General features: G+C 62.4%; 26 protein-coding genes. 6 read left to right on the top strand and 20 right to left on the bottom strand.

The genetic code is table 11. The annotated features are described in order from the left end of the window. Positions 1–25: 25 nt before the first annotated feature. The 12 genes from AQS8620_RS09340 to AQS8620_RS17225 all read right to left on the bottom strand — a co-directional run bounded on the left by AQS8620_RS09340 (position 26) and on the right by AQS8620_RS17225 (position 8,136). Entirely contained in the window at positions 26–688 is a 663-nt protein-coding gene (locus AQS8620_RS09340) for an RcGTA-type gene transfer agent tail tape measure protein (RefSeq protein ID WP_085836583.1), read from the bottom strand. Beyond that, on the bottom strand, positions 681–893 hold the full coding sequence (locus tag AQS8620_RS09335; protein WP_085836582.1) for a rcc01693 family protein: 213 nt from the start codon (positions 891–893) through the stop codon (positions 681–683). Before AQS8620_RS09335 ends, AQS8620_RS09340 begins: the two co-directional genes overlap by 8 nt. Next, the gene (locus AQS8620_RS09330; RefSeq protein WP_085836649.1) at positions 890–1,204 is read right to left on the bottom strand and encodes a gene transfer agent family protein; all 315 of its coding nucleotides are present in this window, start codon (positions 1,202–1,204) and stop codon (positions 890–892) included. Before AQS8620_RS09330 ends, AQS8620_RS09335 begins: the two co-directional genes overlap by 4 nt. A 2-nt stretch (positions 1,205–1,206) precedes the next feature. Then, a complete protein-coding gene (locus AQS8620_RS09325; RefSeq protein WP_085836581.1) occupies positions 1,207–1,620 on the bottom strand; it encodes a phage major tail protein, TP901-1 family in 414 nt (137 codons plus the stop codon). Positions 1,621–1,644: 24 nt separating this feature from the next. Beyond that, positions 1,645–2,055, bottom strand: coding sequence for a DUF3168 domain-containing protein (locus tag AQS8620_RS09320; protein WP_085836580.1), 411 nt, complete (start codon positions 2,053–2,055; stop codon positions 1,645–1,647). Next, positions 2,052–2,393 carry a head-tail adaptor protein gene (locus AQS8620_RS09315; RefSeq protein ID WP_085836579.1) on the bottom strand — a complete coding sequence of 114 codons (342 nt, stop codon included), beginning with the start codon at positions 2,391–2,393 and terminating at the stop codon, positions 2,052–2,054. The genes AQS8620_RS09320 and AQS8620_RS09315 overlap by 4 nt, the downstream gene beginning before the upstream one ends. Beyond that, positions 2,393–2,989 (bottom strand): head-tail connector protein, encoded by a 597-nt coding sequence (locus AQS8620_RS09310; RefSeq protein WP_085836578.1) that lies wholly within the window; start codon positions 2,987–2,989, stop codon positions 2,393–2,395. The genes AQS8620_RS09315 and AQS8620_RS09310 overlap by 1 nt, the downstream gene beginning before the upstream one ends. Before the next feature lie 160 nt (positions 2,990–3,149). Then, positions 3,150–4,367 carry a phage major capsid protein gene (locus AQS8620_RS09305; protein WP_085836577.1) on the bottom strand — a complete coding sequence of 406 codons (1,218 nt, stop codon included), beginning with the start codon at positions 4,365–4,367 and terminating at the stop codon, positions 3,150–3,152. Positions 4,368–4,409: 42 nt separating this feature from the next. Then, on the bottom strand, positions 4,410–4,982 hold the full coding sequence (locus AQS8620_RS09300; protein ID WP_085836576.1) for an HK97 family phage prohead protease: 573 nt from the start codon (positions 4,980–4,982) through the stop codon (positions 4,410–4,412). Position 4,983: 1 nt separating this feature from the next. Next, complete coding sequence (locus AQS8620_RS09295) at positions 4,984–6,183, bottom strand: phage portal protein (RefSeq protein ID WP_085836575.1); 1,200 nt, start codon at positions 6,181–6,183, stop codon at positions 4,984–4,986. A gap of 293 nt (positions 6,184–6,476) precedes the next feature. Next, complete coding sequence (locus tag AQS8620_RS09290; RefSeq protein WP_370737890.1) at positions 6,477–7,823, bottom strand: DNA-packaging protein; 1,347 nt, start codon at positions 7,821–7,823, stop codon at positions 6,477–6,479. Then, the gene (locus AQS8620_RS17225; protein ID WP_234990439.1) at positions 7,771–8,136 is read right to left on the bottom strand and encodes a hypothetical protein; all 366 of its coding nucleotides are present in this window, start codon (positions 8,134–8,136) and stop codon (positions 7,771–7,773) included. The genes AQS8620_RS09290 and AQS8620_RS17225 overlap by 53 nt, the downstream gene beginning before the upstream one ends. 283 nt (positions 8,137–8,419) lie before the next feature. On the opposite strand from AQS8620_RS17225, the gene AQS8620_RS09285 reads away from it, so the two are divergent. After that, positions 8,420–9,190, top strand: a complete 771-nt coding sequence (locus tag AQS8620_RS09285) for an ion channel (protein ID WP_200809609.1) — start codon at positions 8,420–8,422, stop codon at positions 9,188–9,190. Between the two features lie 8 nt (positions 9,191–9,198). On the opposite strand, the gene AQS8620_RS09280 is transcribed toward AQS8620_RS09285, so the two are convergent. From AQS8620_RS09280 to fabF, 3 genes are all read right to left on the bottom strand, one after another. Continuing rightward, positions 9,199–10,386, bottom strand: a complete 1,188-nt coding sequence (locus tag AQS8620_RS09280) for an Aq_097 family APC-type transporter (RefSeq protein ID WP_085836647.1) — start codon at positions 10,384–10,386, stop codon at positions 9,199–9,201. Positions 10,387–10,525: 139 nt separating this feature from the next. Next, entirely contained in the window at positions 10,526–11,707 is a 1,182-nt protein-coding gene (gene mltG, locus AQS8620_RS09275; protein WP_085836573.1) for an endolytic transglycosylase MltG, read from the bottom strand. Next, complete coding sequence (gene fabF / locus AQS8620_RS09270; protein WP_085836572.1) at positions 11,707–12,969, bottom strand: beta-ketoacyl-ACP synthase II; 1,263 nt, start codon at positions 12,967–12,969, stop codon at positions 11,707–11,709. The genes mltG and fabF overlap by 1 nt, the downstream gene beginning before the upstream one ends. Before the next feature lie 203 nt (positions 12,970–13,172). Between fabF and AQS8620_RS09265 the strand changes: the two genes are divergently transcribed. Next, positions 13,173–14,339 (top strand): PilZ domain-containing protein, encoded by a 1,167-nt coding sequence (locus AQS8620_RS09265; RefSeq protein ID WP_159453225.1) that lies wholly within the window; start codon positions 13,173–13,175, stop codon positions 14,337–14,339. A 103-nt stretch (positions 14,340–14,442) separates the two neighbouring features. Here the strand turns inward: AQS8620_RS09265 and AQS8620_RS09260 are convergent, their stop codons facing one another. The 4 genes from AQS8620_RS09260 to AQS8620_RS09245 all read right to left on the bottom strand — a co-directional run bounded on the left by AQS8620_RS09260 (position 14,443) and on the right by AQS8620_RS09245 (position 17,347). Next, entirely contained in the window at positions 14,443–14,676 is a 234-nt protein-coding gene (locus AQS8620_RS09260) for an acyl carrier protein (RefSeq protein ID WP_085836570.1), read from the bottom strand. A gap of 239 nt (positions 14,677–14,915) precedes the next feature. After that, positions 14,916–15,653, bottom strand: a complete 738-nt coding sequence (gene fabG / locus AQS8620_RS09255; protein WP_085836569.1) for a 3-oxoacyl-ACP reductase FabG — start codon at positions 15,651–15,653, stop codon at positions 14,916–14,918. A 54-nt stretch (positions 15,654–15,707) separates the two neighbouring features. Next, positions 15,708–16,637 carry an ACP S-malonyltransferase gene (gene fabD, locus AQS8620_RS09250; RefSeq protein WP_085836568.1) on the bottom strand — a complete coding sequence of 310 codons (930 nt, stop codon included), beginning with the start codon at positions 16,635–16,637 and terminating at the stop codon, positions 15,708–15,710. Positions 16,638–16,837: 200 nt separating this feature from the next. Continuing rightward, positions 16,838–17,347 (bottom strand): hypothetical protein, encoded by a 510-nt coding sequence (locus AQS8620_RS09245; protein WP_143267490.1) that lies wholly within the window; start codon positions 17,345–17,347, stop codon positions 16,838–16,840. A 576-nt stretch (positions 17,348–17,923) separates the two neighbouring features. Here AQS8620_RS09245 and rpsF point away from each other — a divergent pair. From rpsF to rplI, 3 genes are read left to right on the top strand one after another with little or no spacing between them, the layout of a single operon-like run. Beyond that, positions 17,924–18,277, top strand: a complete 354-nt coding sequence (gene rpsF, locus AQS8620_RS09240) for a 30S ribosomal protein S6 (protein ID WP_085836566.1) — start codon at positions 17,924–17,926, stop codon at positions 18,275–18,277. 26 nt (positions 18,278–18,303) lie between these two features. Beyond that, positions 18,304–18,531, top strand: a complete 228-nt coding sequence (gene rpsR / locus AQS8620_RS09235) for a 30S ribosomal protein S18 (protein ID WP_085836565.1) — start codon at positions 18,304–18,306, stop codon at positions 18,529–18,531. A 10-nt stretch (positions 18,532–18,541) separates the two neighbouring features. Beyond that, positions 18,542–19,126, top strand: coding sequence for a 50S ribosomal protein L9 (rplI, locus tag AQS8620_RS09230; protein WP_085836564.1), 585 nt, complete (start codon positions 18,542–18,544; stop codon positions 19,124–19,126). Positions 19,127–19,227: 101 nt separating this feature from the next. On the opposite strand, the gene AQS8620_RS09225 is transcribed toward rplI, so the two are convergent. Next, entirely contained in the window at positions 19,228–19,710 is a 483-nt protein-coding gene (locus tag AQS8620_RS09225; protein WP_085836646.1) for a transglycosylase SLT domain-containing protein, read from the bottom strand. Between the two features lie 244 nt (positions 19,711–19,954). Between AQS8620_RS09225 and AQS8620_RS09220 the strand changes: the two genes are divergently transcribed. Then, a complete protein-coding gene (locus AQS8620_RS09220) occupies positions 19,955–22,051 on the top strand; it encodes a DEAD/DEAH box helicase (RefSeq protein WP_085836563.1) in 2,097 nt (698 codons plus the stop codon). Positions 22,052–22,113 lie beyond the last annotated feature (62 nt).

Here is a 22,113-nt window from a genome sequence, read left to right as displayed (position 1 = left end):
ATGAAAAACTATGTGACTGACTGGCCTACTGATTGCGTGCGCCCCGCCCCAGAACACGGCTCATCTGCGCCGCGATCTGGCTTTGCGAGCGCTGGAACCCTGCAACATCGGGGCTGGAAATATTGAAAGTGACATTCACCGGCTGGCGCGCGCCGCCCGCGCGCACCCCAAGCTTGCCATCCGCCCCGCGCGAAAGCGGCATGATCGCTTCGGCGCCCGCCTCACCCATCAACCCCGTGCCACCGCGCATCGGGAAGTAAGTCGGGTTCGTCACCACACCGCCATTGGCAAAAGGCGTGACACGGCCCTGCGCGAAGGCAGCGCCTTTTTCAAACGGCATCAACCCCTGGATGACGCCTTCCAAACCACCCGCCAGAATCCCGCCGAAATGATCTGTGACGGGCTTTACCGCCGCCGAATACGCCGCGTTGACCATCGACTGGCCAACGCCCTTCAGCGCCTGTGACAGCGTGTCACCATCAAAGACCAACCCGTCAATCGCCCGACGCAACCCGCGCGAAATGCCCCGTTCGAGCACACTGACCTCGCGCCCCGTATCGGCAATCGTCGCCTGCATCTTGAGCAGCTCCTGATTGAACGCGGCCGCCATCGCCTCCGCCCCGCCCATCGCACTTTCCATCGCAGCGATCTTGTCGTCGAAACGATCCAAACCGTTGATATCAGCCATCACCTTGTCCTTTCAAAGTCGCCGCATCGGGATACATCTGCGCCAGCTCATCCAACCGCGCGCGGTTCAGCGGCGCAGATCCGCCGCCCTCGCCCAAAAGCATCAGCAGTTCCGCAGGGGTCAGCGCCCAGAATTCCGCAGGTTTCAATCCCAGCCCGCGAAACCCGACCCGCATCAGCGCAGGCCAGTCGAAACCGCCCGTCATCGTGGCACCGTAAACGCGCGCGCAAGCAGCGCCCCCGCGACGCGAGCGGCCTCCAACGGACCGCCCGCAATCTCACCCGTGACCAAATCGTCAAAGCTGCCGCGCCATCCGCCGCCGCGCAAACCCGCAACAACGATCCGCACCACGTCAGCGGTCGAAAACCGCCCCGCTTCAAAGCGCTCGACCAAAGCCACAAGCGTGTCCGTCTCCAGCCCCGCCTCCACTTCGGCCAACGCCCCAAGCGTCAGCTTCAACACCTGCCGCTCCCCATTCAGGGTCAGCGCCACTTCACCTGCATGAGGATTGGCCATCATCAGACCGCCGTGAAGGCCAGCGCCCCCGCCGAGGACATCGACACCTCATAGGTCGCCTCGCCATTATAGGCCCCCGCATAATCGAGCGAGGTCACCTGAAACGGCCCCTCGACGATGCCGAAATCGGGAATAATCACCTGAAACACCGGAATTTCACCGTCGAAAAAGATCTGGCGCGCACGCTCGTCGGTGCTTTCATCCTTGAAAACGCCCGAGCCGGAAATAGCGGCGGTTTTCACACCGGCACCGGCCAGAAGCTCGCGCCAGCCCCCGGCGCTTTCCAGCGAAGTCACATCAACGCTTTCGGCATTGAACGAAATGCGCGTGGCCCGCAGACCCGCAATGGTTTCAAAAAGCCCTGCACCGTTCATGTCGAGCTTGATCAGAAGGTCTTTACCGTTTTGAGCAGCCATGTTCTTGATTCCGTTTTGTTAAAGTCAAATGTCGTCGACGCGCGCCACGAACCGGATATCGATCCGGCGCACATCACTGTCTTGCACCCGCCGCGCCTTGGCCGAGGCAAACCAAAGCCCCACCAACGTGCCGCGGCTCAGCACCAAATCCACATCAACCAGCGCATCCGAAATGGCCGCAGCCACCTGTTTGGCGGTCAAAAAACCCGCACTGTCGGACACCACGCTCACCACGAACTCGTGGCGCGCCCCGCCGCCCGACACATCCGAGGCGTCAATGACATCCTCCGGACCCAAGGCCACATACAGGCTGGGCACCGTTCCGCTGGGCGCGGCGTCGTAAATCGCGCCGTCCACCAAAGCGTCAAGCGCTGCGTCATTCACCAGGGTCTGGTAAACTGCCGCCTGCAATGCTGCCGCTACGCCGTAACTCATGCTGCAACCTCCTCGCGGCTGTGACAGGTCAAATAGCGACCCAGCGTGTCGGTCTCGGACACGGCAATGATGGAAAATACCCGCCCGCCTTCGCGAAAGCGTTGCGCGGGCTTGGGGCGGCGCGGTGACCCTTGGGGCGCGCTGCGCACCACCACGCGATAAGGCACCGACGAGATGGTCAGGAAATCGACCGAGGCCTGAGCCCCTGCGCCCGCTGCGGTGATCTGCGCCCAGAGAACGCCCACCTCGACCCATGTTTCCACGTAGCCGCCCGCCCCGTCAGACACGCGCGCCGCCTCTTCCAGAACCAGCTTGCGGTTCAAATGCACATCGCCCATCACCCGCGCCCTCCGAACAACCGCACGTGGCGATAGCGTTCAATCAGGCTCGACACGCCGTAGGGCATCACACCTTCCGCCGCTGCGGTAGCAAAACGATGCTCGTAGTAATGCGCCGCCAACAGCATCACGGCCTGCGCCAAATCAACGGGAATGCCCGCCCAATCCGCGCCAAATCCGGCGCTAAAGGCAATCTTGGCCTGCCCCGCAACGGGAATCTGCGGCAACACAAACCCCGTGGCTTTCAAGCGCGGGCGATGCGCGTCCGGCTCCAGCACATAGCGTGCGGCGTCCACCACGGTCTCCGCGCCCAGACGATCCACAATCACCAGCGAAGTGATCGCGCGCGCAGGGGCGACAGGCAGAGACTGCGCGCCCAGATCGCGCCACGCCGTCAGGGTCCAGACAAAATTGCGCTCCAACAGGACCTTGCCGGTCCGCGCCTCGATTGCAGCCATCGCGGCCCGCAAATAGGTCGCAAGGACCTCATCTTGCACCGCATCGTCGGCAAACCCTGTGCCCAGCCGCAAATGGTCTTTGAAACGTGCGACCGGTAGCACCGCGTCTGGTACTGTGGTCTGCTCGACTAACATCATGAGACTTCTCCGAAATCCGCCCCTCCGTTGATGATGATGGATGCGTGCCCCCGTGTTGCTCGGACGGAGGGGGAGCAGCTAGACAACACGCACACGAGGCACGCACCCATCCCCCGCCCCTGACCCAACGTGGGTCAGAAGCGAGACTTCTCGCGCGCCCTTAGGCGGCGGAGAATTTCAGCAGCTTGATCGCAGCAAAGTCGCTCACGTCGCCGCCCACACGCTTGGTGGCGTAGAACAGCACGTGGGGCTTGGCAGAGAACGGATCGCGCAGGATGCGCAGATCGGGGCGCTCGGCCACGGTGTAACCGGCAGAGAAATCGCCAAAGGCAATCGCCGCCGCATCCGAGGCAATATCGGGCATGTCTTCGGCGATCAGAACCGGATAGCCCAGAAGACGCGCAGGCTCGCCCGCGGCCAGACCATCGGACCACAAGAAGCGCCCATCGGCATCCTTGAGCTTGCGCACCTGGCCAGCTGTCTTCGAGTTCATCACGAAGGTGCCGTTGGTGCGGTACTGCGCGCCGAGCGCGTAAACCAGCTCGACAATCGCATCCGCAGGGTTGGAGGCGTTGAACCCGCCATCCGCGCCGGTCGAAATCGTACCGAGCGATCCCCAGGTCCAGCTATCGTTGTCGACCTGCGCATGGGCCAGAATACCCGTGGGCTTGTCCACGCCGTCCCCGTTGATAAAGGCCGAGGCCTCCGCACCGGCAAAACGATCCGCGATGCGACCGGCCAGCCAGCTTTCGATGTCAAACGCACTGTCATCCAGCAGACGCTGTGACGCTTTGGGCAGTGCCGACAGCTCGTAGAGCGGGATGGTGATACGGTCGATGGTCGGCGTGGAGGTCTCGCTCAGGCTCGCAGTCTCGGACGCCCAGCCCGAACCGACATCGGTGGTGTCGATCAGCACGTCAAACGAGGTCGCCTCGACATTGACCACATTGGCAATGGAGCGGATCGACGCGGTGGATTTCAGCACCGTCTTGATCATATTGGCCGTCTGCGGATCAACCAGATAGCCGCCATCGCCGTTCACGGCTGTCGACATCGACTTGCCTTCCAGCGCAAGGCCACGCAGGGCATCGTCATCGCCGTTGCGCACATAGGTGTCAAAGGCGCTCTTGTGGGACAGATCCGCTTCGACAGCCGACGAGAGGGCGGGACGGCCAAAGCCGGTGGATTTACGATCAAGCATGGTCATGCGCTCTTCCTGTTCTTGAAGTTTAGACTTCATTTCACTTTGAAAGTCTTTGAGATCACTAATGAAACCGGCCAGCGCCGACTTCACCTCAGATGCGGGGCCGCTGGTCGCGCCGGCCGGTGCGCCAAACGCACCTTCTGCGACCCGAGCCTTCGTCTCGGTCTTGTTCATCCAAACAATCCTCATTTGAGAGTTAGCTGTTTCGGGTAAGGCCTAGGTGCCGTCCGTCAGCAAACGGCGGGCACCCGTCAGGGCCTCCGCCAAGTCACGCAGCAGATCGAGTGCCACAGGGTCATCCCCCTTCGTGCCCCCGTCTACCCGCGCGTCGGGAAGCATCGGAAAGGTCACAAGCGAGACCTCCCAAAGTTCCAGATCCGACAAAAGGCGTGCGCCCTTGCCATCCTTTTGGGCGCGCACCGTGCGATAGCCGATCGACAAGCCGTCAATCGCCCCCGCCGCCACCAGTGCTGCCGCCTCGCGTCCCTTCTCCACATCCAGAAGCAGACGCCCTTTCACATAAAGACCGCGTTCGTCCTCGCGAACCTCGTCCCAAATTCCGATGGGCTGGGCGGGGTCATGCTGCCACAGCATCTTGACCGAGCGCCCGCTGCCGCTCAGGGCCGCCAGCGACCGGGCATAGGCCCCTTTTTGCACTACATCGCCGCCCTGATCGCGCAGCCCGAAAACCGAGGCATAGCCTTCGATCTTGACCCCGTCCGTGACCGTCAGATCTTCGCCCAAGCGGGCGAATTTGTGCTCCAGCCCCGTGTCATACCGATCCGCCATCTCAGACATCCTCCCCGTCAGCGCTTTCATCCGCCCCAAGCGGCGCCAGACCCAACATCGACCGTTTTTCGGCTTGCGTGAGGAAACTCGCCCCCGCAACCCGCGCCCAATGGGCATCGCGCTCTGCACTCAGCGCAGGCACCTGATCGAGATCGGGCTTGAGCATCAGCTCCTCCCCCACCATCTCGCTCAACCAATGGCCGACACTGGCCGTGACCTTGGACACCAGCGGCAGCACCGTCAGGCGGAAAAACGCCCGGTTGGCCTCCTGGTAATTGGCATAGGTCGCATCGCCAGGAATGCCCAAAAGCATCGGCGGCACCCCGAAGGCCAGCGCAATCTCGCGCGCCGCCGCTTCCTTGGTCTGCTGGAATTCCATGTCCGAAGGGCTGAACCCCATCGGTTTCCAATCCAACCCGCCTTCCAGCAACATCGGCCGCCCCGCATTGCGCGCGCCCTGATGATGGCTCTCCATCTCGGTCAACAGACGGTCATATTGATCCGATGACAGCGTGCCCGCCCCGTCGGCCCCGCGATACACGATCGCACCAGAGGGCCGCGCCGCATTATCCAAAAGCGCTTTCGACCAGCGCGACGCCGAGTTATGCACATCGATCGCCGTTGCCGCCGCCTGTATGGGCGACAGCCCGTAGTGATCATCCGAGGGATGAAAGCTTTTGACGTGGCAGATCGGTGAATGCCCCTCCACCACAGCGAAACGGTGCTTGCGTGCGCCAACGGCGTATTCATAGGCCACCGGCCAGCCATCCGCCCCCGGCACAAGGCTCATGCGATCCGAGCGCAGCACATGCAACTCGGCAGGCGCCGCCCCCAACGCGCCCACGGCTTCCAGATAGCCGTTGCCCGACAGCAAAAGCTGCGAATAGAGCGCCTCGAACAATTCTGCGCGCCCCTGTGCGGGATTGGGCCGTGTCAACACGCGGATCAGCGGGTGCTCTTCAAAGCGGACATCGCGGTTTTGCAACACCAGCGGTAAGGCGCTGGCCGCCTCCGCGATCAACTTCACCGACCGAAAGCCCACCGGATTGCCACTGAACCCTACACGGGTCAACGTCACCGCATCGCGCGGGCTCCACGCCACCCGCCCCGATCCCGAGTAGGCGATGACCGGCCCCGTGGCAGAGGCTTTGGCCTCCGGCACGTCCACCACGCCGCCGCGCTTGAGAAAGTCGAACACCATTCGTGTCTCCTCGTTTGTTCCAAACTGCGGTTTCGCAGTGCCCATCGCCCGCTCGCGCAGGCCGCTCAAATTTGCGCTCCGGCGGGTCCCGCAAGGGGTCCACACCGAAGCGTCGGGAAAGGGGCGCTGCCGATCTTGCGACCGCTAAACCACTCAGCGCGCAACGCTTTCCCGAAACCCGACCCAAAGCCGCTCACCGCGCCTCCGGTAGAAAACGTTCTAAACTGTCTAAAATTACATTTTCCTACCGCGGCGCGCGGTGCCTGCGCTTTGACGCAACACCCGCCCGCACGCTAGCCCAAGCTGCGCACCCGCGGGTTGCGCGCCTGCATCGAGGGTTTGATCATCAATTCCGTCAGCGCCCAGACCAGCGCATCCACACGGTCGGGCGATCCGCTGCCCGTAAACCCCTGCCCCGTCATCAGGCACATCTGGTCCTCAAGCGTGTCGAGGCCGACCGCGTGCCCCACACGTCCCTGATCATACAAAGCCGCCACGGGTTCGGCACGCGCCACCTTGCCTTTGCTCGCGCGCACCGCCGCATAGGGCACCAGCGCGTCCACCTGCCGGATCACGCTTTCCACCAGATCGCCGCCCTGGTTTACCTCCGCCACGATCCGGTCGGCCTTCCACCGATGCAAGGCCGACACCGCCGCCTCCGCCCATTCCAGCGGCGAAGAGGCCGTGACGCTGGCATCCTCCAGAACCACCGCGCGCCAATCGGCAGGCGCGCCTTGCGTCACCGCGCCGACCACCACAATCCCGCAGGCATCCGAACCTTTGTGCCCCGTCACCGGCGGATCAACCGCCACGACGATGCGATCGAAAATCGGCATCTGGCGTACCCGCCCCGCGTCCAGCCGCGCCAAGGACCACAAAGCGCCCTCGTTTTCCTCCAAAAGCACCCCGTCCAGTTCCTGTCGTCCCAGCCGCGTGCCCGCATAGCGCGTGCGCACTTCCTCCAGAAACGAAGCGGCCAGATTGGCACGGTTGGCTTCGGTCGCGGCATGGGTCACCACCGTGCTCGATAGCCCCAAAAGCCGCTTCAACACCGCAACATTGCGCGGCGTCGTCGTCACCACTTGGCGCGGGTTGTCCCCAAGCCGCAGACAGAATTGCAACATGTCCCAAACCTCCTGCCCCTTTTTCCACTTGGCCAGCTCGTCCACCCAGGCGGCATCGAATTGCGGCCCGCGCAAGGCTTCAGGTTCCTGCGCCGAAAACGCCATCGCCTCCGCCCCGTTTGGCCAAACCAGACAGCGCCGCCCCGCGTGCCACTCGGGCCTGCGATCGGGCGGCGAGCAGGCCAGAATGCCGCTCTCGCCAAAAATCATCACTTCGCGCACCTGATCAAAGGTCTCGCCCACCAGCGCCACACGCCGCGCGCGCCCCGTGTCCGTGGGCAAATCCCCCTCGACCATCGCGCGCACCCATTCGGCGCCCGCGCGCGTCTTTCCCGCACCGCGACCGCCCATGATCACCCAGGATTTCCAGTCGCCATCGGGGGGCAGCTGATGGTCCAGGGCCCATGCCTCGAATAGAAAAGGGAGCGCACAAAGCGCCCCCTCCTCCAACTCGTCCAGAAACTCAGCCTGCACCTGCGGCGGCGCGCAAACGAGCCAATCGATCAACGATCGCAGCTCGTGCGGCCCCCATGTCGAGGACGCCGCGCGCGGCGCCTCCTGCAAATTTGGCCCGTAACTCGTCATAGCGCTTCCTTTCCTCAAAGGCCGTTGTATGGGCCTTGCGGTAGTCCTGTATCGCCTTGGTCACCTCACCCGCACCCAAGGTCGTATCCCCAGCCTCCAGACGGCTGATCATACTTTCGATTGCGCATACAGCGCGGTCCAAATGCCGCTCCAACGCCACCTTCAACAGATGATCAAGGCCGACATCGACCTCGTCTGCGTCCGGTTTTGCGCTCACCACCCCCGTGGAGTTTGTCGTAGTCATGCTGAACCTGCCTCTCATGCCTCCGCACGAGCGACATGAAAAAAGCAGCCCAAGAGTTCCCTCTCACGCCGCTTTACCCATGTCTCCTAGCATGCCACAAGTGCTACCTTGGACCGCGCGCAAAGTCAAGTTATTTAATCTTTTCAATATCTTAACTATCAGATCGCATCTTTTCTGCCCCACGCAACACCCCACGGTCGCGCCGCATAGAAAAACCGGTTTTCTCTTGACGTTCCAACGCCTTGCCCCAATCTGTGGACCTTCGAGCTTTGAAGGAACAGCGATGGCCCGCCTGATCACCACCCTGCGCGACCTCTATGAGGGCGAAAGCGAACGTGCCCATGCCTTTCGCTACACCTTGCTGGTCTTTGACCTTGCCACCATCGGATTCGTTGTGGTCACTTCCTTCTTTGCGCGCAGCCTTGCGGTGGAAATCATCGACCTCGCGATCGGCCTGCTGATCCTGGCGGATTTCGCCGCCCGCATCGCCATCGCGCGCCGCCGCCTGCGGCTGTTCACCCGCCTTGCCGCGCTGGCCGATATCGCTGCCGTCCTGAGCTTCCTCGCGCCTCTGGCCGGCGAGGGCTTGGGCTTTTTGCGCATCCTGCGCACGCTGCGCCTGCTGCATGCCTATCAAACCGTCACGCGCCTGCGCCAAGACTTCAAATTCTTCCGCCGCAACGAAGAGGTGATCACGGCAGGCATCAATCTGGGGGTGTTTCTCTTCGTGATGACGGGCATCATCTATGTGACCCAGCACACGACCAACCCCGACATCGGCAACTACGCCGATGCGCTCTATTTCACGGTCACCACCCTGACCACCACCGGCTACGGCGACATCACCCTGCAAGGCACCTGGGGGCGCATCCTCTCTGCGGGGATCATGATCTTCGGTGTGACCCTGTTCTTGCGCCTCGCGCAGGTGCTGTTTCGCCCCACCAAGGTCCGCCACCCCTGCCCGACCTGCGGGCTGATCCTCCACGACCCGGACGCGGTGCATTGCAAACATTGCGGCACCACCGTCAACATCGCGACCGAGGGTGTCCTCTAGGGCCCCAGCTATCCCCCCTCGACCGCGCGCCCCAAGACCGTGATCGCCACGCCCAAAAGCGCCAAAGCCCCAAAGGCCCAGACCTTCCAGCCGCCCTCCTTGCGGGCCAGAACAGCGGCAATCAGCGCCTGTAGCGCGTAATAAGCCGCAAAGGCGCGCGAGGCGTAGCTGATGATCTGATAGACATCAAACCCCCAGGTCAAAAGCAGGCCAACCGCGACCAAAAGCACATAGGCAAATTTTGCCGGAACCTTGCCCCCCGACACTTCCCGCACCAAACCACCCGCGCCGCTTGTATCGGCCACCGCCGCAGAAAACTGCGCCGCCAAAGCCGCCGCGACCAGCAAAGCGGGCAAAACCGGCGCCACCACCGACATCATGTCAATGATCGCGGTTTCTTCCAACGAAAGCTGATCGGGGCGAAAACTATAGGCAATCAGCACGATGTAGGCCATGTAGATCGCTGTCGAAATCCACTGCGCCAAACGCATCGAACGCACCCGTGTGGCCGCATCATAGGTCGCGCCCAGATAGCGCGAGGTCTCGAACCCCTGCACCGTGACGATCAACCCGAACAACAGCGTCACCGCCTGCCAGCCGCCCACGCTCGGCGCGTTGAACACCAACCTCCCGCCGCTTGCCTCACCGCCAAAATGCCACGCCAAGCCGACGATCAATCCCGCGATGATCGCCAGCTTAATGCCGACCGACACCTGCTCCATGCGCTCCAAAGCGCGAAATCCCTTGGTAAAGCCGACCACAAGGATGATCACGAACACCCCCGTCGTCACCATCCGCGCCACAAATTCCGTGTCAAAGGGCGTCAAACTGACCGCGAAGGCCCCGAACAGGTTCAGGTAATAGGCGACCGAAATGAAATAGGCGAAGGCCAGCACCAGGTTTGCCCCCTGCTCCAAGCGATCCTTTGGCCCTGCACTGCCCCGCGCTTCTGCCGCGATGTTGTGGCGCACCGCCCATCCAAACGCATAGGCCACCGCACAGAGCGCAGCCATCGCCAGCGGCGTCCAGATGCCGAAGGAGACGTCCAAAATCGGCCCCAACACCAAAAACCCGCTGCCGATGATCGACGCGAGCGGCGTAACTGTCGCCCGCCACAGGGGCGCATTGGCGACTCTGGGCCAGACCAGCAGCCCCGCGACAGCCACGAGGCTCACCACAATCGCGACATTGATCATCTGCACATCTTTCCTTCAAGCGCCCCGTGCCACCTGTCCAAAACCCGACAAAGCACAAACCAGTCACAGAACAAAAAGAGGGCGCGCAGTGTTCCCGCGCGCCCTTTGTTTTCTCATCGCCTACACCTGCGACCCTATGTCACTCGGCCGTCTCGGCAGCGGCTTTCTCGGCCTCGATCTTGCGCCAAAGCGCCACATTCGCGTTGTGTTCGGCCAGCGTGGTCGCAAAAGCATGCCCCCCCGTGCCATCGGCCACAAAGAAAATATAGTCCGTCTGCGCCGGATCCAGCGCGGCCTCGATCGCCGCCAGCCCCGGATTGGCGATCGGCGTCGGCGGCATCCCGTTGATCACATAGGTGTTGTAGGGCGTTTCGCGCTGCAACTCCGACTGACGCAGGCCACGGCCCAAAACGCCTTCGCCATTGGTCACGCCGTAGATCACCGTGGGATCGGTCTGCAACCGCATCCCCTGCTTCAACCGGTTCTCGAACACACTGGCCACCTGACGCCGCTCTTCGGCCACGCCGGTCTCCTTTTCGATGATCGACGCCATGATCAAGGCATCTTCCTTGGTCTCGAAGGGCAGATCATCCACACGGTTGCGCCAGGATTCCTCAAGCCGCGCGGCCTGTGCATCTTCCATCCGGCTGATCAGCGCACCGACGTCCGATCCGGCCACCACTTCGTAGCTGTCGGGCGCAAGCATCCCCTCTGCGGGCATCTCCACAAGGTCGCCCTCGATGAAATCGGCAAGCTTGAGGCTTTCGACCACCCGCCAGACCGTTGTGCCCTCGGCCACCAGCACGCGATAGCGCGTGTCGTTCTGGTTGCGCACGGTGGTATATTCCTCGGGAACCGCATCGCCTTCCTCGCCCTCGGGGCCGGGCACGAATTCGGCCACATCCCGAAAGCGATTGGTCGCCGGATCCAACTCGCGCACATCCACCTGCGTGGCATTCACACCGATGCGAAACACCACTTCGGTGCCGCAGGTCGATGCACCACCCCGGGTGATGATATCCACGATTTCAGCCATCGAAGACTGCTCGGGCACAAGGAAAGACCCCGCCTTGAGCAGGCTCGACTTGTCGGAATAATCCGCCCCGACACGAAAGATCGTATCCGAGGTAATCGCGCCCTGTTCGGCAAGATCGCTGCTGACACCGCGCATGTTTCCGCCCGCAGGCACCTGCAAACAGATCGCCGTCTCAAGCGGTCCGGCGCTGGAATACTGGCTGCGGCCCCATGCAATGACCCCTGCCAGCACCACCAGCCCGACAATGAACAAAGTCAAAGCGTTAGAGGCAATATTGCGCCACATCAGCCCTCAACCTTTTTCAACACGAGCGAGGCATTCGTCCCGCCGAACCCGAAAGAATTCGACAGCGCCACGTCGATTTTACGCACGCGTTTTTCATTCGCAGCAAGGTCCAGACGCGCCTCCACATCGGGATTGTCGAGGTTGATCGTGGGCGGGGCGACCTGATCACGGATCGCCAGCACACAGAAAATCGCCTCCACGGCGCCAGCCGCCCCCAGCAAGTGACCGATCGAGGATTTGGTCGAGGACATCGTCGCCGTGTCCGCCGCATCGCCCAGCAACCGCTCGACCGCGCCCAACTCGATCGTGTCGGCCATGGTCGAGGTGCCATGCGCGTTGATGTAATCGACATCAGACGGCTCAAGACCCGCCCGCGCCAAAGCGGCCTGCATCGCACGAAACCCGCCATCGCCATCGCTCGCCGGCGCGGTAATGTGATAGGCATCGCCCGACAGACCGTAGCCCACGACCTCGGCGTAAATCTTCGCGCCGCGCGCCTTGGCGTGCTCGTATTCTTCCAGAACGACAATGCCCGCGCCTTCACCCATGACGAAACCGTCACGGTCCTTGTCATAGGGGCGCGACGCCTTTTTGGGATCGTCCCCGCGGCCCGTGGACAGTGCCTTGCAGGCGTTGAACCCTGCGATGCCCAGCTCGCAAATCGCCGCCTCCGCGCCGCCTGCGACCATCACATCGGCATCGCCCAGCATGATCAAGCGCGACGCATCGCCAATGGCATGCGCGCCCGTCGAACAGGCGGTCACAACCGAATGGTTCGGCCCTTTGAACCCGTAGCGGATCGACACCTGACCGGAAATCAGGTTGATCAACGATCCGGGGATGAAAAACGGCGACACGCGGCGCGGCCCTTTTTCCTTCAACAAAATCGCCGTGTCGGCAATCGAGGACAGACCACCGATGCCCGAGCCGATCAACACGCCCGTGCGCAGACGGTCTTCCTCGTCTTCGGGCTTCCAATCGGCATCCACCAGCGCCTGCTCCGCAGCCGCCACCCCGAACAGAATGAAATCATCGACCTTTTTCTGGTCTTTCGGGGCCATCCAGTCATTGGGGTTGAACGTGCCATTCGACCCGTCGCCCTTTTTGACTTCGCAAGCATAGGTTGTGCCCAGATGGCTCGCATCGAACCGCTCGATGGTGCCTGCGGCGGATTCTCCGGCCAGAAGGCGGGTCCATGTTTCCTCGATACCGCATGCCAGCGGCGAAACCATCCCAAGACCTGTGACGACTACTCGGCGCATGTGACTGCCCCCTTTTATTGAACTCGGCCCTTTCAATACACGCCACAGCCCTGCGTTAAAAGCCAAACCATGCACAGGGCGCGCATTCTGCACCGCATTCCGCCGATCTGCCCCCCAACCTGAGCAAAGCCGCCCCTGTAAACGGGATGTTTAACAAGCTGCGGCTAGGATCAGGCGAATGTTTAGTTGTCTGGAATAGTGTTTTGCCCGTACTGCGCCTGTGCTTCCTGCTTTGCCATCTGGGTCGCAGCGCCTGCGCGCCGCGCCGCGCCGTCATGGCCCTTGCGCTGCGCTGCGCCGTCGTGGCCCTTGCGCCGCGCTGCGCCGTCGTGGCCCTTGCGCTGCTGCTCTGCCTCGCATGGCCTGCGCAATCGCGGGCCGCGCCCTCGTGCCAACTCACGCGCTGGCTGTCGGAAATGTCGATCCGCTCGAATGCCCTTGCCACCACGATCAACAGCCCAGAAGCCGTCGAAAGCGCCCGTAGCCTGCGGCGCATCACCGACCGTTACCCGACACAGAACATCAAGGCCCAGATCGCGGCCGCCCAGATTGGCACCACCGCCCCTCAGATCGAGGCCTATATCGCCGCACGTCTGCATGTCATGCGCCTGTTCAACAGCCAATGGAACGCCGAAGCGATCCGCTATGTCAGCGATCCGCGCTTTGCCCAGCAGGACATGAACCTGCGCGCCTACCTGTCGCAAACCGCCTGCGACCCCTATGCCCCCGACTTGCTCAGCGTAAAACCACCTGCGGCGCGCGGACCCGTTGCGGTCCTCAAAGGCGCGATCAACGATATCGAAAGCGCCTTTACCCCGCCGCCTGTCGATCCGCTCAGCTTTGATCTGCCGGCGGGGCCCGTCAAGCCGCGCATCGAACTGACCCCCACGGGCGATGCCGCCTTCGTGCTGGGGGTGCTGACCTTTATCAGCTCGACCATCATCTGGATCTGGATGCGGTTCTCGATCAAACGCCGTCGCCACATGCGTTATCCCTGCACCATGGGCGTACGCCTGTTCGACGGCGCGCAGGACACTGCGGCCAAACTGATCGACCTGTCGCAATCGGGCGCAAAACTCGGCACCAGCCTCGCCTTGGCCGTGCACCGCCCCGTTCAGCTCACCATCGGCACGACAAAATACAAAGGCCGCATCTGCTGGAATACAGAACATTTCAGCGGCATGGAATTTGACGAACCGCTGTCGCAGGCGACGATGGAACAGATTTTCGCACTCGCCGCCGCGCCGCAGCCCGCGTCCCGCGACCTGCCCCCGCCAAGCGGCGCGCCCCCGCGTGCAATCGGAATCGATGTCGACAGCCTTGAGGCCGACTGGTCAAGCGCCCCCGAAACACAAAGCAGCGCGGCCTGACCTGACCTCACCTGACAGCGCCAGCGAAAACCCTGCCCACACAAAAAACGGCGCTTGCGGACAAACCCCAAGCGCCGTTCGAATTCTTTAAACTTCGCTAAAATCAGGAAGCTTTGGTGATGAAGCCAACGGCATCGCCAAACGTTTGGATGGTCTCGGCCGCGTCATCGGGGATCTCGATGCCGAACTCTTCTTCGAACGCCATGACCAGCTCAACGGTGTCGAGGCTGTCTGCGCCGAGGTCGTCGATGAACGACGCGTTTTCGGTCACTTTGTCTTCTTCGACGTCAAGGTGCTCGACGACGATTTTTTTCACGCGATCTGCGATGTCGCTCATGGTAATTCCTCACGTTTGCGGAAAGTCCGCTTGCTTTGATGTTCACGGGCCTGCCCGCTTTGCGTTTGGCAGACAGAAAGCCCTGACCTGCCGCTCACCGCACCGGATCAAACCGGCACGCACCGCGCGCGCAACTGCGCCCCACGGCAATCTGCGCTGCTCATAGCACAGTTAAATCTCATGGCAACGATTTTGTCCCGCGAAAAACGTCCCGCAGGCGATCCTTCCCAAAAGATGCTTTAAATCATCGCCATGCCGCCGTTCACATGCAGGGTCGCGCCCGTCACATAGCCAGCTTCAGGAGCGGCAAGATACAAAACCGCCGCCGCGATTTCTTCGGGCGTCCCCATGCGCGCGGCGGGGATCTGGTCGTTGATCTTGCCTTTTTGCTCGTCATTGAGCTTGTCGGTCATCGCCGTTGCGATGAACCCCGGCGCCACGCAGTTCACCGTGATACCGCGCGAGGCAACCTCATAGGCGAGCGATTTGGACATGCCGACCATGCCCGCCTTGGAAGCGGCATAGTTCCCCTGACCGGGGTTGCCGGTGGCCCCCACGATGGAGGAAATGTTGATGATCCGCCCCCAGCGCGATTTCATCATGCCCCGCAGCGCGCCTTTGCACAGGCGGAAGGTCGAGGTCAGGTTCACATCGATCACCGACTGCCATTCGTCATCCGACATACGCATGAACAGGTTGTCGCGGGTGATCCCAGCGTTGTTCACCAGAATATCGAGCGACCCCATGGCCTCGATCGCCTGCTTTGGCAAGGCGGTCACGGCCTCTGCATCCGACAGGTTGCACGGCAGAACATGGGCACGCGCGCCAAGCTCGGCGGCCAGCGCCTTAAGCGGCTCTTCGCGGGTGCCCGACAGCGCCACCGTGGCGCCCGCGGCATAAAGCGCCTTTGCGATTTCACCGCCAATGCCACCGGAAGCACCTGTCACCAGCGCATTTTTACCTGTCAAATCAAACATTTCTTGTCCTTCTTTCAACACTTGCGTGCAGTCATGTCGCGCCAGGGGCGCCGGTTAGGCTTTCAGCTTGGCAATATCTTCGGGGGTGCCGATGGCGGTGCAGGAAATCTCCTTGGCGATGCGGCGCACCATGCCCGACAGGGCCTTGCCCGCGCCGATTTCCCAGATTTCGCTCACACCCTGCTCGGCCATATAGGCCACAGATTCGCGCCAGCGCACCGACCCTGTCACCTGCTCGACCAACAAGGCGCGGATCAGCGTCGGATCTTCGACAGGGCGCGCGCGCACATTGGCCACCAAGGGCACCGAGGGGGCGCTGATGTTCACATCATCCAAAGCCTCGGCCATCGCATCGGCCGCGGGCTTCATCAACGCGCAGTGAAAGGGCGCGGAGACCGGCAAAATCACCGCCCGTTTCGCGCCGCGCGTTTTGGCGATCTCCACCGCGCGCTCCACTGCGCCCTTGTGCCCGGACACCACAACCTGCCCCGGATCATTGTCATTGGCGGCTTGGCACACCTCGCCCTGCGCGGCCTCGGCGGCGACCTCTGCGGCGCTCGCAAAATCCAGCCCCATAAGCGCCGCCATTGCCCCCACGCCCACGGGCACGGCCTCTTGCATGGCGCGTCCGCGAATGCGCAAAAGCCGCGCAGTGTCGGCCACCGAAATCGCGCCCGCCGCGGCCAGCGCCGAATATTCGCCCAGAGAATGCCCTGCCACAAAGGCCGCATCGCCAAGCGCAAACCCTTCGGCCTCCAGCGCACGCAGCGCAGCCAGCGAGGTGGCCATCAAGGCGGGCTGGGCGTTTTGCGTCAGCTGCAACTCGGCAGCGTCGCCCTCCCAGATCAACTGCGACAGGTTCTCGCCAAGGGCGGCGTCCACCTCGTCAAAAATGGCTTTTGCCGCCGGATAGGCCATGGCCAGATCGCGGCCCATGCCGATGGTCTGCGCGCCCTGTCCGGGAAATACGAATGCTCGGGTCATGTCCCCTCCGTCCTTCTGATCTCTCGCCTGCATGCGCGGGCTTTTTTGCCGGACCTTCGCCCGAACCGCTGGCACAACCCCGCTGCGGGCATCCTGCCGTCGCGCTTGGGTCTAAAGCCAAGCGCGCCTTGCCACAAGAGAAAGCCCGCAAAACGCCGGTTTCGCGGGCCTTTCATCAGATTGCAGCGCCAATGGGCCGTTCAGGAACTCATGCCATTGGACCCGCTCCCCCAGGCATCGCCACCATTGGGGGTCTCGCCAGCGCCCCCGACAGCATGGTCATTGCCCGGATTGCCCGGCGCATCCGCGCCATCGAGGTCGCCATTTCCCAATTCTCCGGCCCCCAATTCTCCGGCCCCCAATCCGAACCCGAACGATCCGTTTGCCAACACATCCCCCAAGGTGATCCCGCTGGCGATATCATCGACGCTGCCCACAGTGCTCGCGATGGTGCTTGCGATGCTCATGCCCGACAGTCTGGCCGAAATCTTTTCGCCAAGGGCCATTGCGCCACCGGCCACATCGCCTGTGACGGTCATCGACAGGGTGATGGCCACGGTCAGAATGCCCAGAAAATCGGCCGTCACCGCGCCCTCCTCGTCCTGCACAAAGCCCGACATGGCCTGTCTCGCCTCGCAGGGACGCAGCGCGCCCCAAGATAGCTGCTGTGTCTGGCGGACGCGTGGCACGAACACATTTGGCTGGGTCATAGCACTCTCTCCGGTCTTGAAACGCCTGAAATGGGCAGGGCTGTATGCCTTTTGCGCCGCGCTCCCCCTCAAAGCTGCGGCCAAGCCCTTAACGAAAGATGAATTTTCCCCGCCGCCACCAGAAAGCCCCGCGCCCTTCATTCCATCGCCACAAACCGCTCAAAACCCAAAACAATGCGTTGCCCCCCCCCCCTTAAAACCCCGCGCATAGCCCAAAGGCGCGAAACAACGCAAAATCGCCTCGAATTTTAAGAAAATGCAGCACACCCGCAGGAACAGGCCCGCAAGAGAATCACAGCGCAGCGCGCAGCAGCCCCTTTGACATGGGCCCCACCCGCAGCCCGCCCCTGTCCCCCCCCGGTGCCCACACACGCCGCCTCCTGCCCGCGCGCGCCACCCGCGCCACCCGCGTCAAGACACCCGCCCCCAATCCACCCTTGCACGAAAGGCGAAACTCCGTATAAGGGCGCATCCTGTCTGCAACTCACGTAGAACCAGCGCAGTCTCTCGTGGTCGGGCCGCAGACAGGCAAAAGCCCCGACCTATGAAATGCGCTCGCATAGAACTGGAGCTCCCATGCCGCTTTACGAGCATGTCTTCATCTCGCGTCAGGACTTGTCCAACGCACAGGCCGAAGGTCTGATCGAGCACTTCTCGACCGTCCTCGCCGATAACGGCGGTAAAGTCGTTGATCACGAATACTGGGGCGTCAAAACGATGGCCTACAAGATCAACAAGAACCGCAAAGGCCACTACGCCTACCTGCGCACAGATTCCCCCTCCGAGGGCATTCTGGAAATGGAACGTCTGATGCGCCTGCACGACGACGTTATGCGCATCCTGACCATCAAGGTCGATGAGCACGCCGAGGGCCCCTCGGTGCAGATGCAAAAACGCGACGAGCGCGAACCGCGCCGTGAGCGTCGTTAATCCAGCGCAGAAAAGGACCGTAAACCATGGCTTCTAAACCATTTTTCCGTCGCCGCAAAGTGTGCCCCTTCTCGGGCGACAACGCACCTGCGATCGACTACAAAGACACACGTCTTCTGCAGCGCTACATCTCCGAGCGCGGCAAGATCGTGCCCGCCCGTATCACCGCCGTTTCGGCGAAAAAGCAACGTGAGCTGGCCCGCGCAATCAAACGCGCCCGCTTCCTCGCCCTGCTGCCCTACGCAGTGAAGTAAGGAGAGCGACATGCAAGTTATCCTTCTCGAACGCGTCGCCAAACTCGGCCAGATGGGCGATGTTGTGAACGTGAAACAAGGCTACGCCCGTAACTTCCTGCTGCCCCAGCAGAAAGCGATGCGCGCCTCCGAAGCAAACATCAAAGCTTTTGAGGGCCAAAAAGCCCAGCTCGAAACCCGCAACCTCGAGACCAAGAAAGAAGCAGAAGCTCTTTCCGAAAAACTCGACGGTCAGCAGTTCATCGTGATTCGCTCGGCCTCCGACGCCGGTGCGCTCTACGGCTCCGTCACCACCCGTGACATCGCCGAAGTGGCGACCGCCGACGGTTTCTCCGTTGACCGCAAGCAGGTTGTCCTGATCGCTCCGATCAAGGACCTCGGCCTGCATGACGTGGCTGTCCACCTGCACCCCGAAGTCGAAGCAACCATCACGATCAACGTGGCGCGCTCGACCGAAGAAGCAGAACAGCAAGCGGCTGGCAAATCCATTCAGGAACTCGCCGCAGAAGCCGAAGCAGAAGCAGAATTCGAAATCTCCGAACTCTTCGACGACATGGGTTCGGCTGCTGACGAAGACGGCGACGACGAAGAATAATTGTCTGCCGCAACCGCTGCACCAAATACAAAAGGCCCCGCATCGCGCGGGGCCTTTTTTCATGTCTGCAGTCATGTCTGCGCCACGGCCGCGCCGCAGGACTAGCTGCGCAATCCGGTGGCCTGCAACAGACCCAAACGCTTGGCCTCGTAGTAATATCCGCGCGCATACCATTTCATCGCATCCGCCGAATCCCCATCCGCCACCAAATAGGCGCCGCGCAAATATTTGACCGCGTATTTCAGGTTGGTATCCGCATCGAGCAACTCCGCAGGCGCCCCCTTGAACCCCATCGTGCGCGCGGTCTGCGGCAGGATCTGCATCAACCCGTAATAGGGCCCGTTACGCGCTGCGGGATTGTGGGTGCTCTCGCGCTGCACCTGCGCATGCACCAGCTTGCGCGGCACCTCGTAGTAATCCGCCCAGGCGTTGATCGACACGCGCAGATCTGCCGTTTCATTCGGAAACAGCGGCGGGTTATATCCGCGATCAAACACCGATTTACGGCTGACAACATCCCGCCCGCCACAGGCCGTCACCACCGCACAAGACATCACTGCGCCCAACAGCGCGCGCCGGTTCATATGCATCCCAACTGTCCATCGTTTTTGTTGGCAAAAGGTTACCCCCCGCCAGAGCAACCGCCTAGAAGCCAAATTGCCCCGAAAATGCCATCGGCAATGACCCGCCCATGCTGCAACCGCAAGAAAGCCATATACAAAGCCGATCAACGCGTGTAGAGGTCGCCCCTTGATCCGCAAAGGACCCTTCGAGGTCGCGGTTTTCCTGAATTTCAGACGGGCGCATCGAGCGTCCCAGAGGCACTCAATGATCCCTACCCTGCAAGAAGCGCTGACCCAGCGCGGCTATGAAACACTCACGCCCGTACAAGAAGCCTGCACCGACGAAAAGCTCGGCAATGCCGACCTCCTGGTGTCCGCGCAAACCGGCTCCGGTAAAACCGTCGGCTTTGGCCTTGCCATCGGCCCGACCATCCTGCGCGAAGACGGCATGTTCCCCCTGCCCGGCCAGCCCCTCGCCCTTGTGGTCGCCCCGACCCGCGAACTCGCATTCCAGGTGAAACGCGAACTCGACTGGCTCTATGAAAAAGCCGGCGTCGTCATGGCCTCCTGCGTGGGCGGCATGGATGCGCGCGACGAACGCCGTGCGCTGCAACGCGGCGCCCATATCGTTGTCGGCACCCCCGGCCGTCTGCGCGACCACCTCGAACGCGGCGCGCTCGACCTCTCGGCTGTCAAAGCCGTGGTCCTCGACGAGGCCGACGAGATGCTCGATCTGGGCTTCAAGGACGACCTTGAATTTATCCTCAGCGAAAGCAACGACGACCGCCGCACCCTGCTGTTTTCCGCCACCGTTGCCCCCGCGATCACCAAAATCGCCACCCAATACCAAAAAGACGCCGTGCGCGTAGATGTGAAATCCAACACCAAGCAACACGCCGATATTTCCTACCAACTGGTGGGCGTGGCCGACCACGACCAGGAAAACGCCATGGTCAACATGCTGTTGTTCCATGATGCCTCCAACGCCATCATTTTCGCCAACACCCGCGTGGTTGTGGCCCGCCTCACCGCGCGCCTGTCCAACCGCGGCTTCTCCGTCGTCTCCCTCTCGGGCGAATTGTCCCAACAGGAACGCAGCCACGCGTTGCAAGCCATGCGCGACGGGCGCGCGCGCGTCTGTGTGGCCACCGATGTGGCGGCGCGCGGTATCGACCTGCCCAACCTCGATCTGGTGATCCACGCCGAACTGCCGACCAACGCCGAAAGCCTGCTGCACCGCTCCGGGCGCACCGGTCGCGCCGGTCGCAAAGGCGTCTCCGCCCTGATCGTGCCGCCCAAAATGCGCAAACGCGCCGAGCGTCTGCTGGGCTGGGCGAAAATCACGCCCGAATTCACCAAGGCCCCGACCGCCGAAGAAATCACCGCCCGCGACGAAGAGCGCCTGCTCGACAGCGACCTGTGGAACGAAGAACCGAACGAGGCGCAAACCGCCTTTGCGGCCAAGCTTTTGGAACGCCAGTCGCCCGAACGCATCGCCGCCGCCTATCTCGCGCTCTATCAACAGGGCCGCTCGGCCCCCGAAGACCTGTCCAACTGGGTCGACCGCGATCCGCCCAAACGCGAAGCCCGCGAACGCGCCAGCTTCGGCCCGTCCAAATGGGTCTCGATGTCCATCGGGCGCATGAAAGGCGCCGAACCGCGCTGGCTCATGCCGATGATCTGCCGCGCTGGCGACATCGACAAAACCGTCATCGGCGCCATCCGCATCCGCTACGATGAAACCTTTGTGGAAATCCACGAAAGCGCCATCGACGGCTTCTGGAAAGCCATCGGAGACGGCAAGATCGAGGACGGTGTCGAAGTCACCGCCGTGAACGGCACGCCGGACCTGTCGCCCGAACCCCGCCGCGAGCTGCCCAAACGCGGTGGCGGCGACCGCGACCGTGGTGGAGATCGTGGTGGAGATCGCGGTGAACGCAAACCCCGCGCCCCACGCGAGGACCGCAAACCGCGCACCGACTGGAACCCCGACGGCCCGAAACCCGAACGCGACGAGCGCCCGCGCCCCGCACCGCGTCACGACGCAGAACCGCGCGACCATGCCGGCGCCGTGAACGGTCTCGAACGCAAACCGCGCAGCGACAAGAAACCCTACGGCGACAAACCCAAAGGCAAATTCGGCGACAAGAAACCCTACGGTGACAAACCCAAGGGCAAGTTCGGCGACAAAAAGCCGTATGGCGACAAACCCAAAGGCAGCTACGGCGAAAAATCCGAAACCCGCCCTTCCCCCAAAGCGGCCGATACCTCCAAACGCTTCACCCCCCCGGGTGGCAAAGGCAAACCGCGCGCCGCTGGCGGCAAACCCGCCGGAAAATACACGCCGCGCCGCGACAAATAGGCCGCCCCTGCGCGCGACCTTTTGGCTTCTTTCGGATCCAAATACCCAAAAACGGCGGCTCC

The organism is Aquimixticola soesokkakensis (genome assembly GCF_900172375.1).
Classification (GTDB): domain Bacteria; phylum Pseudomonadota; class Alphaproteobacteria; order Rhodobacterales; family Rhodobacteraceae; genus Aquimixticola; species Aquimixticola soesokkakensis.
The sequence above is the reverse complement of the archived record's forward strand: the minus strand, read 5'-3'. Positions and strand labels throughout refer to the sequence as shown.

Bases quoted from the DNA above. Each gene is read 5' to 3' on its own strand.
- AQS8620_RS09340 (WP_085836583.1), bottom strand. From the start codon at position 688: ATGGCTGATATCAACGGTTTGGATCGTTTCGACGACAAGATCGCTGCG.
- AQS8620_RS09335 (WP_085836582.1), bottom strand. From the start codon at position 893: ATGACGGGCGGTTTCGACTGGCCTGCGCTGATGCGGGTCGGGTTTCGC.
- AQS8620_RS09330 (WP_085836649.1), bottom strand. From the start codon at position 1,204: ATGGCCAATCCTCATGCAGGTGAAGTGGCGCTGACCCTGAATGGGGAG.
- AQS8620_RS09325 (WP_085836581.1), bottom strand. From the start codon at position 1,620: ATGGCTGCTCAAAACGGTAAAGACCTTCTGATCAAGCTCGACATGAAC.
- AQS8620_RS09320 (WP_085836580.1), bottom strand. From the start codon at position 2,055: ATGAGTTACGGCGTAGCGGCAGCATTGCAGGCGGCAGTTTACCAGACC.
- AQS8620_RS09315 (WP_085836579.1), bottom strand. From the start codon at position 2,393: ATGGGCGATGTGCATTTGAACCGCAAGCTGGTTCTGGAAGAGGCGGCG.
- AQS8620_RS09310 (WP_085836578.1), bottom strand. From the start codon at position 2,989: ATGATGTTAGTCGAGCAGACCACAGTACCAGACGCGGTGCTACCGGTC.
- AQS8620_RS09305 (WP_085836577.1), bottom strand. From the start codon at position 4,367: ATGAACAAGACCGAGACGAAGGCTCGGGTCGCAGAAGGTGCGTTTGGC.
- AQS8620_RS09300 (WP_085836576.1), bottom strand. From the start codon at position 4,982: ATGGCGGATCGGTATGACACGGGGCTGGAGCACAAATTCGCCCGCTTG.
- AQS8620_RS09295 (WP_085836575.1), bottom strand. From the start codon at position 6,183: ATGGTGTTCGACTTTCTCAAGCGCGGCGGCGTGGTGGACGTGCCGGAG.
- AQS8620_RS17225 (WP_234990439.1), bottom strand. From the start codon at position 8,136: ATGACTACGACAAACTCCACGGGGGTGGTGAGCGCAAAACCGGACGCA.
- AQS8620_RS09285 (WP_200809609.1), top strand. From the start codon at position 8,420: ATGGCCCGCCTGATCACCACCCTGCGCGACCTCTATGAGGGCGAAAGC.
- AQS8620_RS09280 (WP_085836647.1), bottom strand. From the start codon at position 10,386: ATGATCAATGTCGCGATTGTGGTGAGCCTCGTGGCTGTCGCGGGGCTG.
- mltG (WP_085836573.1), bottom strand. From the start codon at position 11,707: ATGTGGCGCAATATTGCCTCTAACGCTTTGACTTTGTTCATTGTCGGG.
- fabF (WP_085836572.1), bottom strand. From the start codon at position 12,969: ATGCGCCGAGTAGTCGTCACAGGTCTTGGGATGGTTTCGCCGCTGGCA.
- AQS8620_RS09260 (WP_085836570.1), bottom strand. From the start codon at position 14,676: ATGAGCGACATCGCAGATCGCGTGAAAAAAATCGTCGTCGAGCACCTT.
- fabG (WP_085836569.1), bottom strand. From the start codon at position 15,653: ATGTTTGATTTGACAGGTAAAAATGCGCTGGTGACAGGTGCTTCCGGT.
- fabD (WP_085836568.1), bottom strand. From the start codon at position 16,637: ATGACCCGAGCATTCGTATTTCCCGGACAGGGCGCGCAGACCATCGGC.
- AQS8620_RS09245 (WP_143267490.1), bottom strand. From the start codon at position 17,347: ATGACCCAGCCAAATGTGTTCGTGCCACGCGTCCGCCAGACACAGCAG.
- rpsF (WP_085836566.1), top strand. From the start codon at position 17,924: ATGCCGCTTTACGAGCATGTCTTCATCTCGCGTCAGGACTTGTCCAAC.
- rpsR (WP_085836565.1), top strand. From the start codon at position 18,304: ATGGCTTCTAAACCATTTTTCCGTCGCCGCAAAGTGTGCCCCTTCTCG.
- rplI (WP_085836564.1), top strand. From the start codon at position 18,542: ATGCAAGTTATCCTTCTCGAACGCGTCGCCAAACTCGGCCAGATGGGC.
- AQS8620_RS09225 (WP_085836646.1), bottom strand. From the start codon at position 19,710: ATGAACCGGCGCGCGCTGTTGGGCGCAGTGATGTCTTGTGCGGTGGTG.
- AQS8620_RS09220 (WP_085836563.1), top strand. From the start codon at position 19,955: ATGATCCCTACCCTGCAAGAAGCGCTGACCCAGCGCGGCTATGAAACA.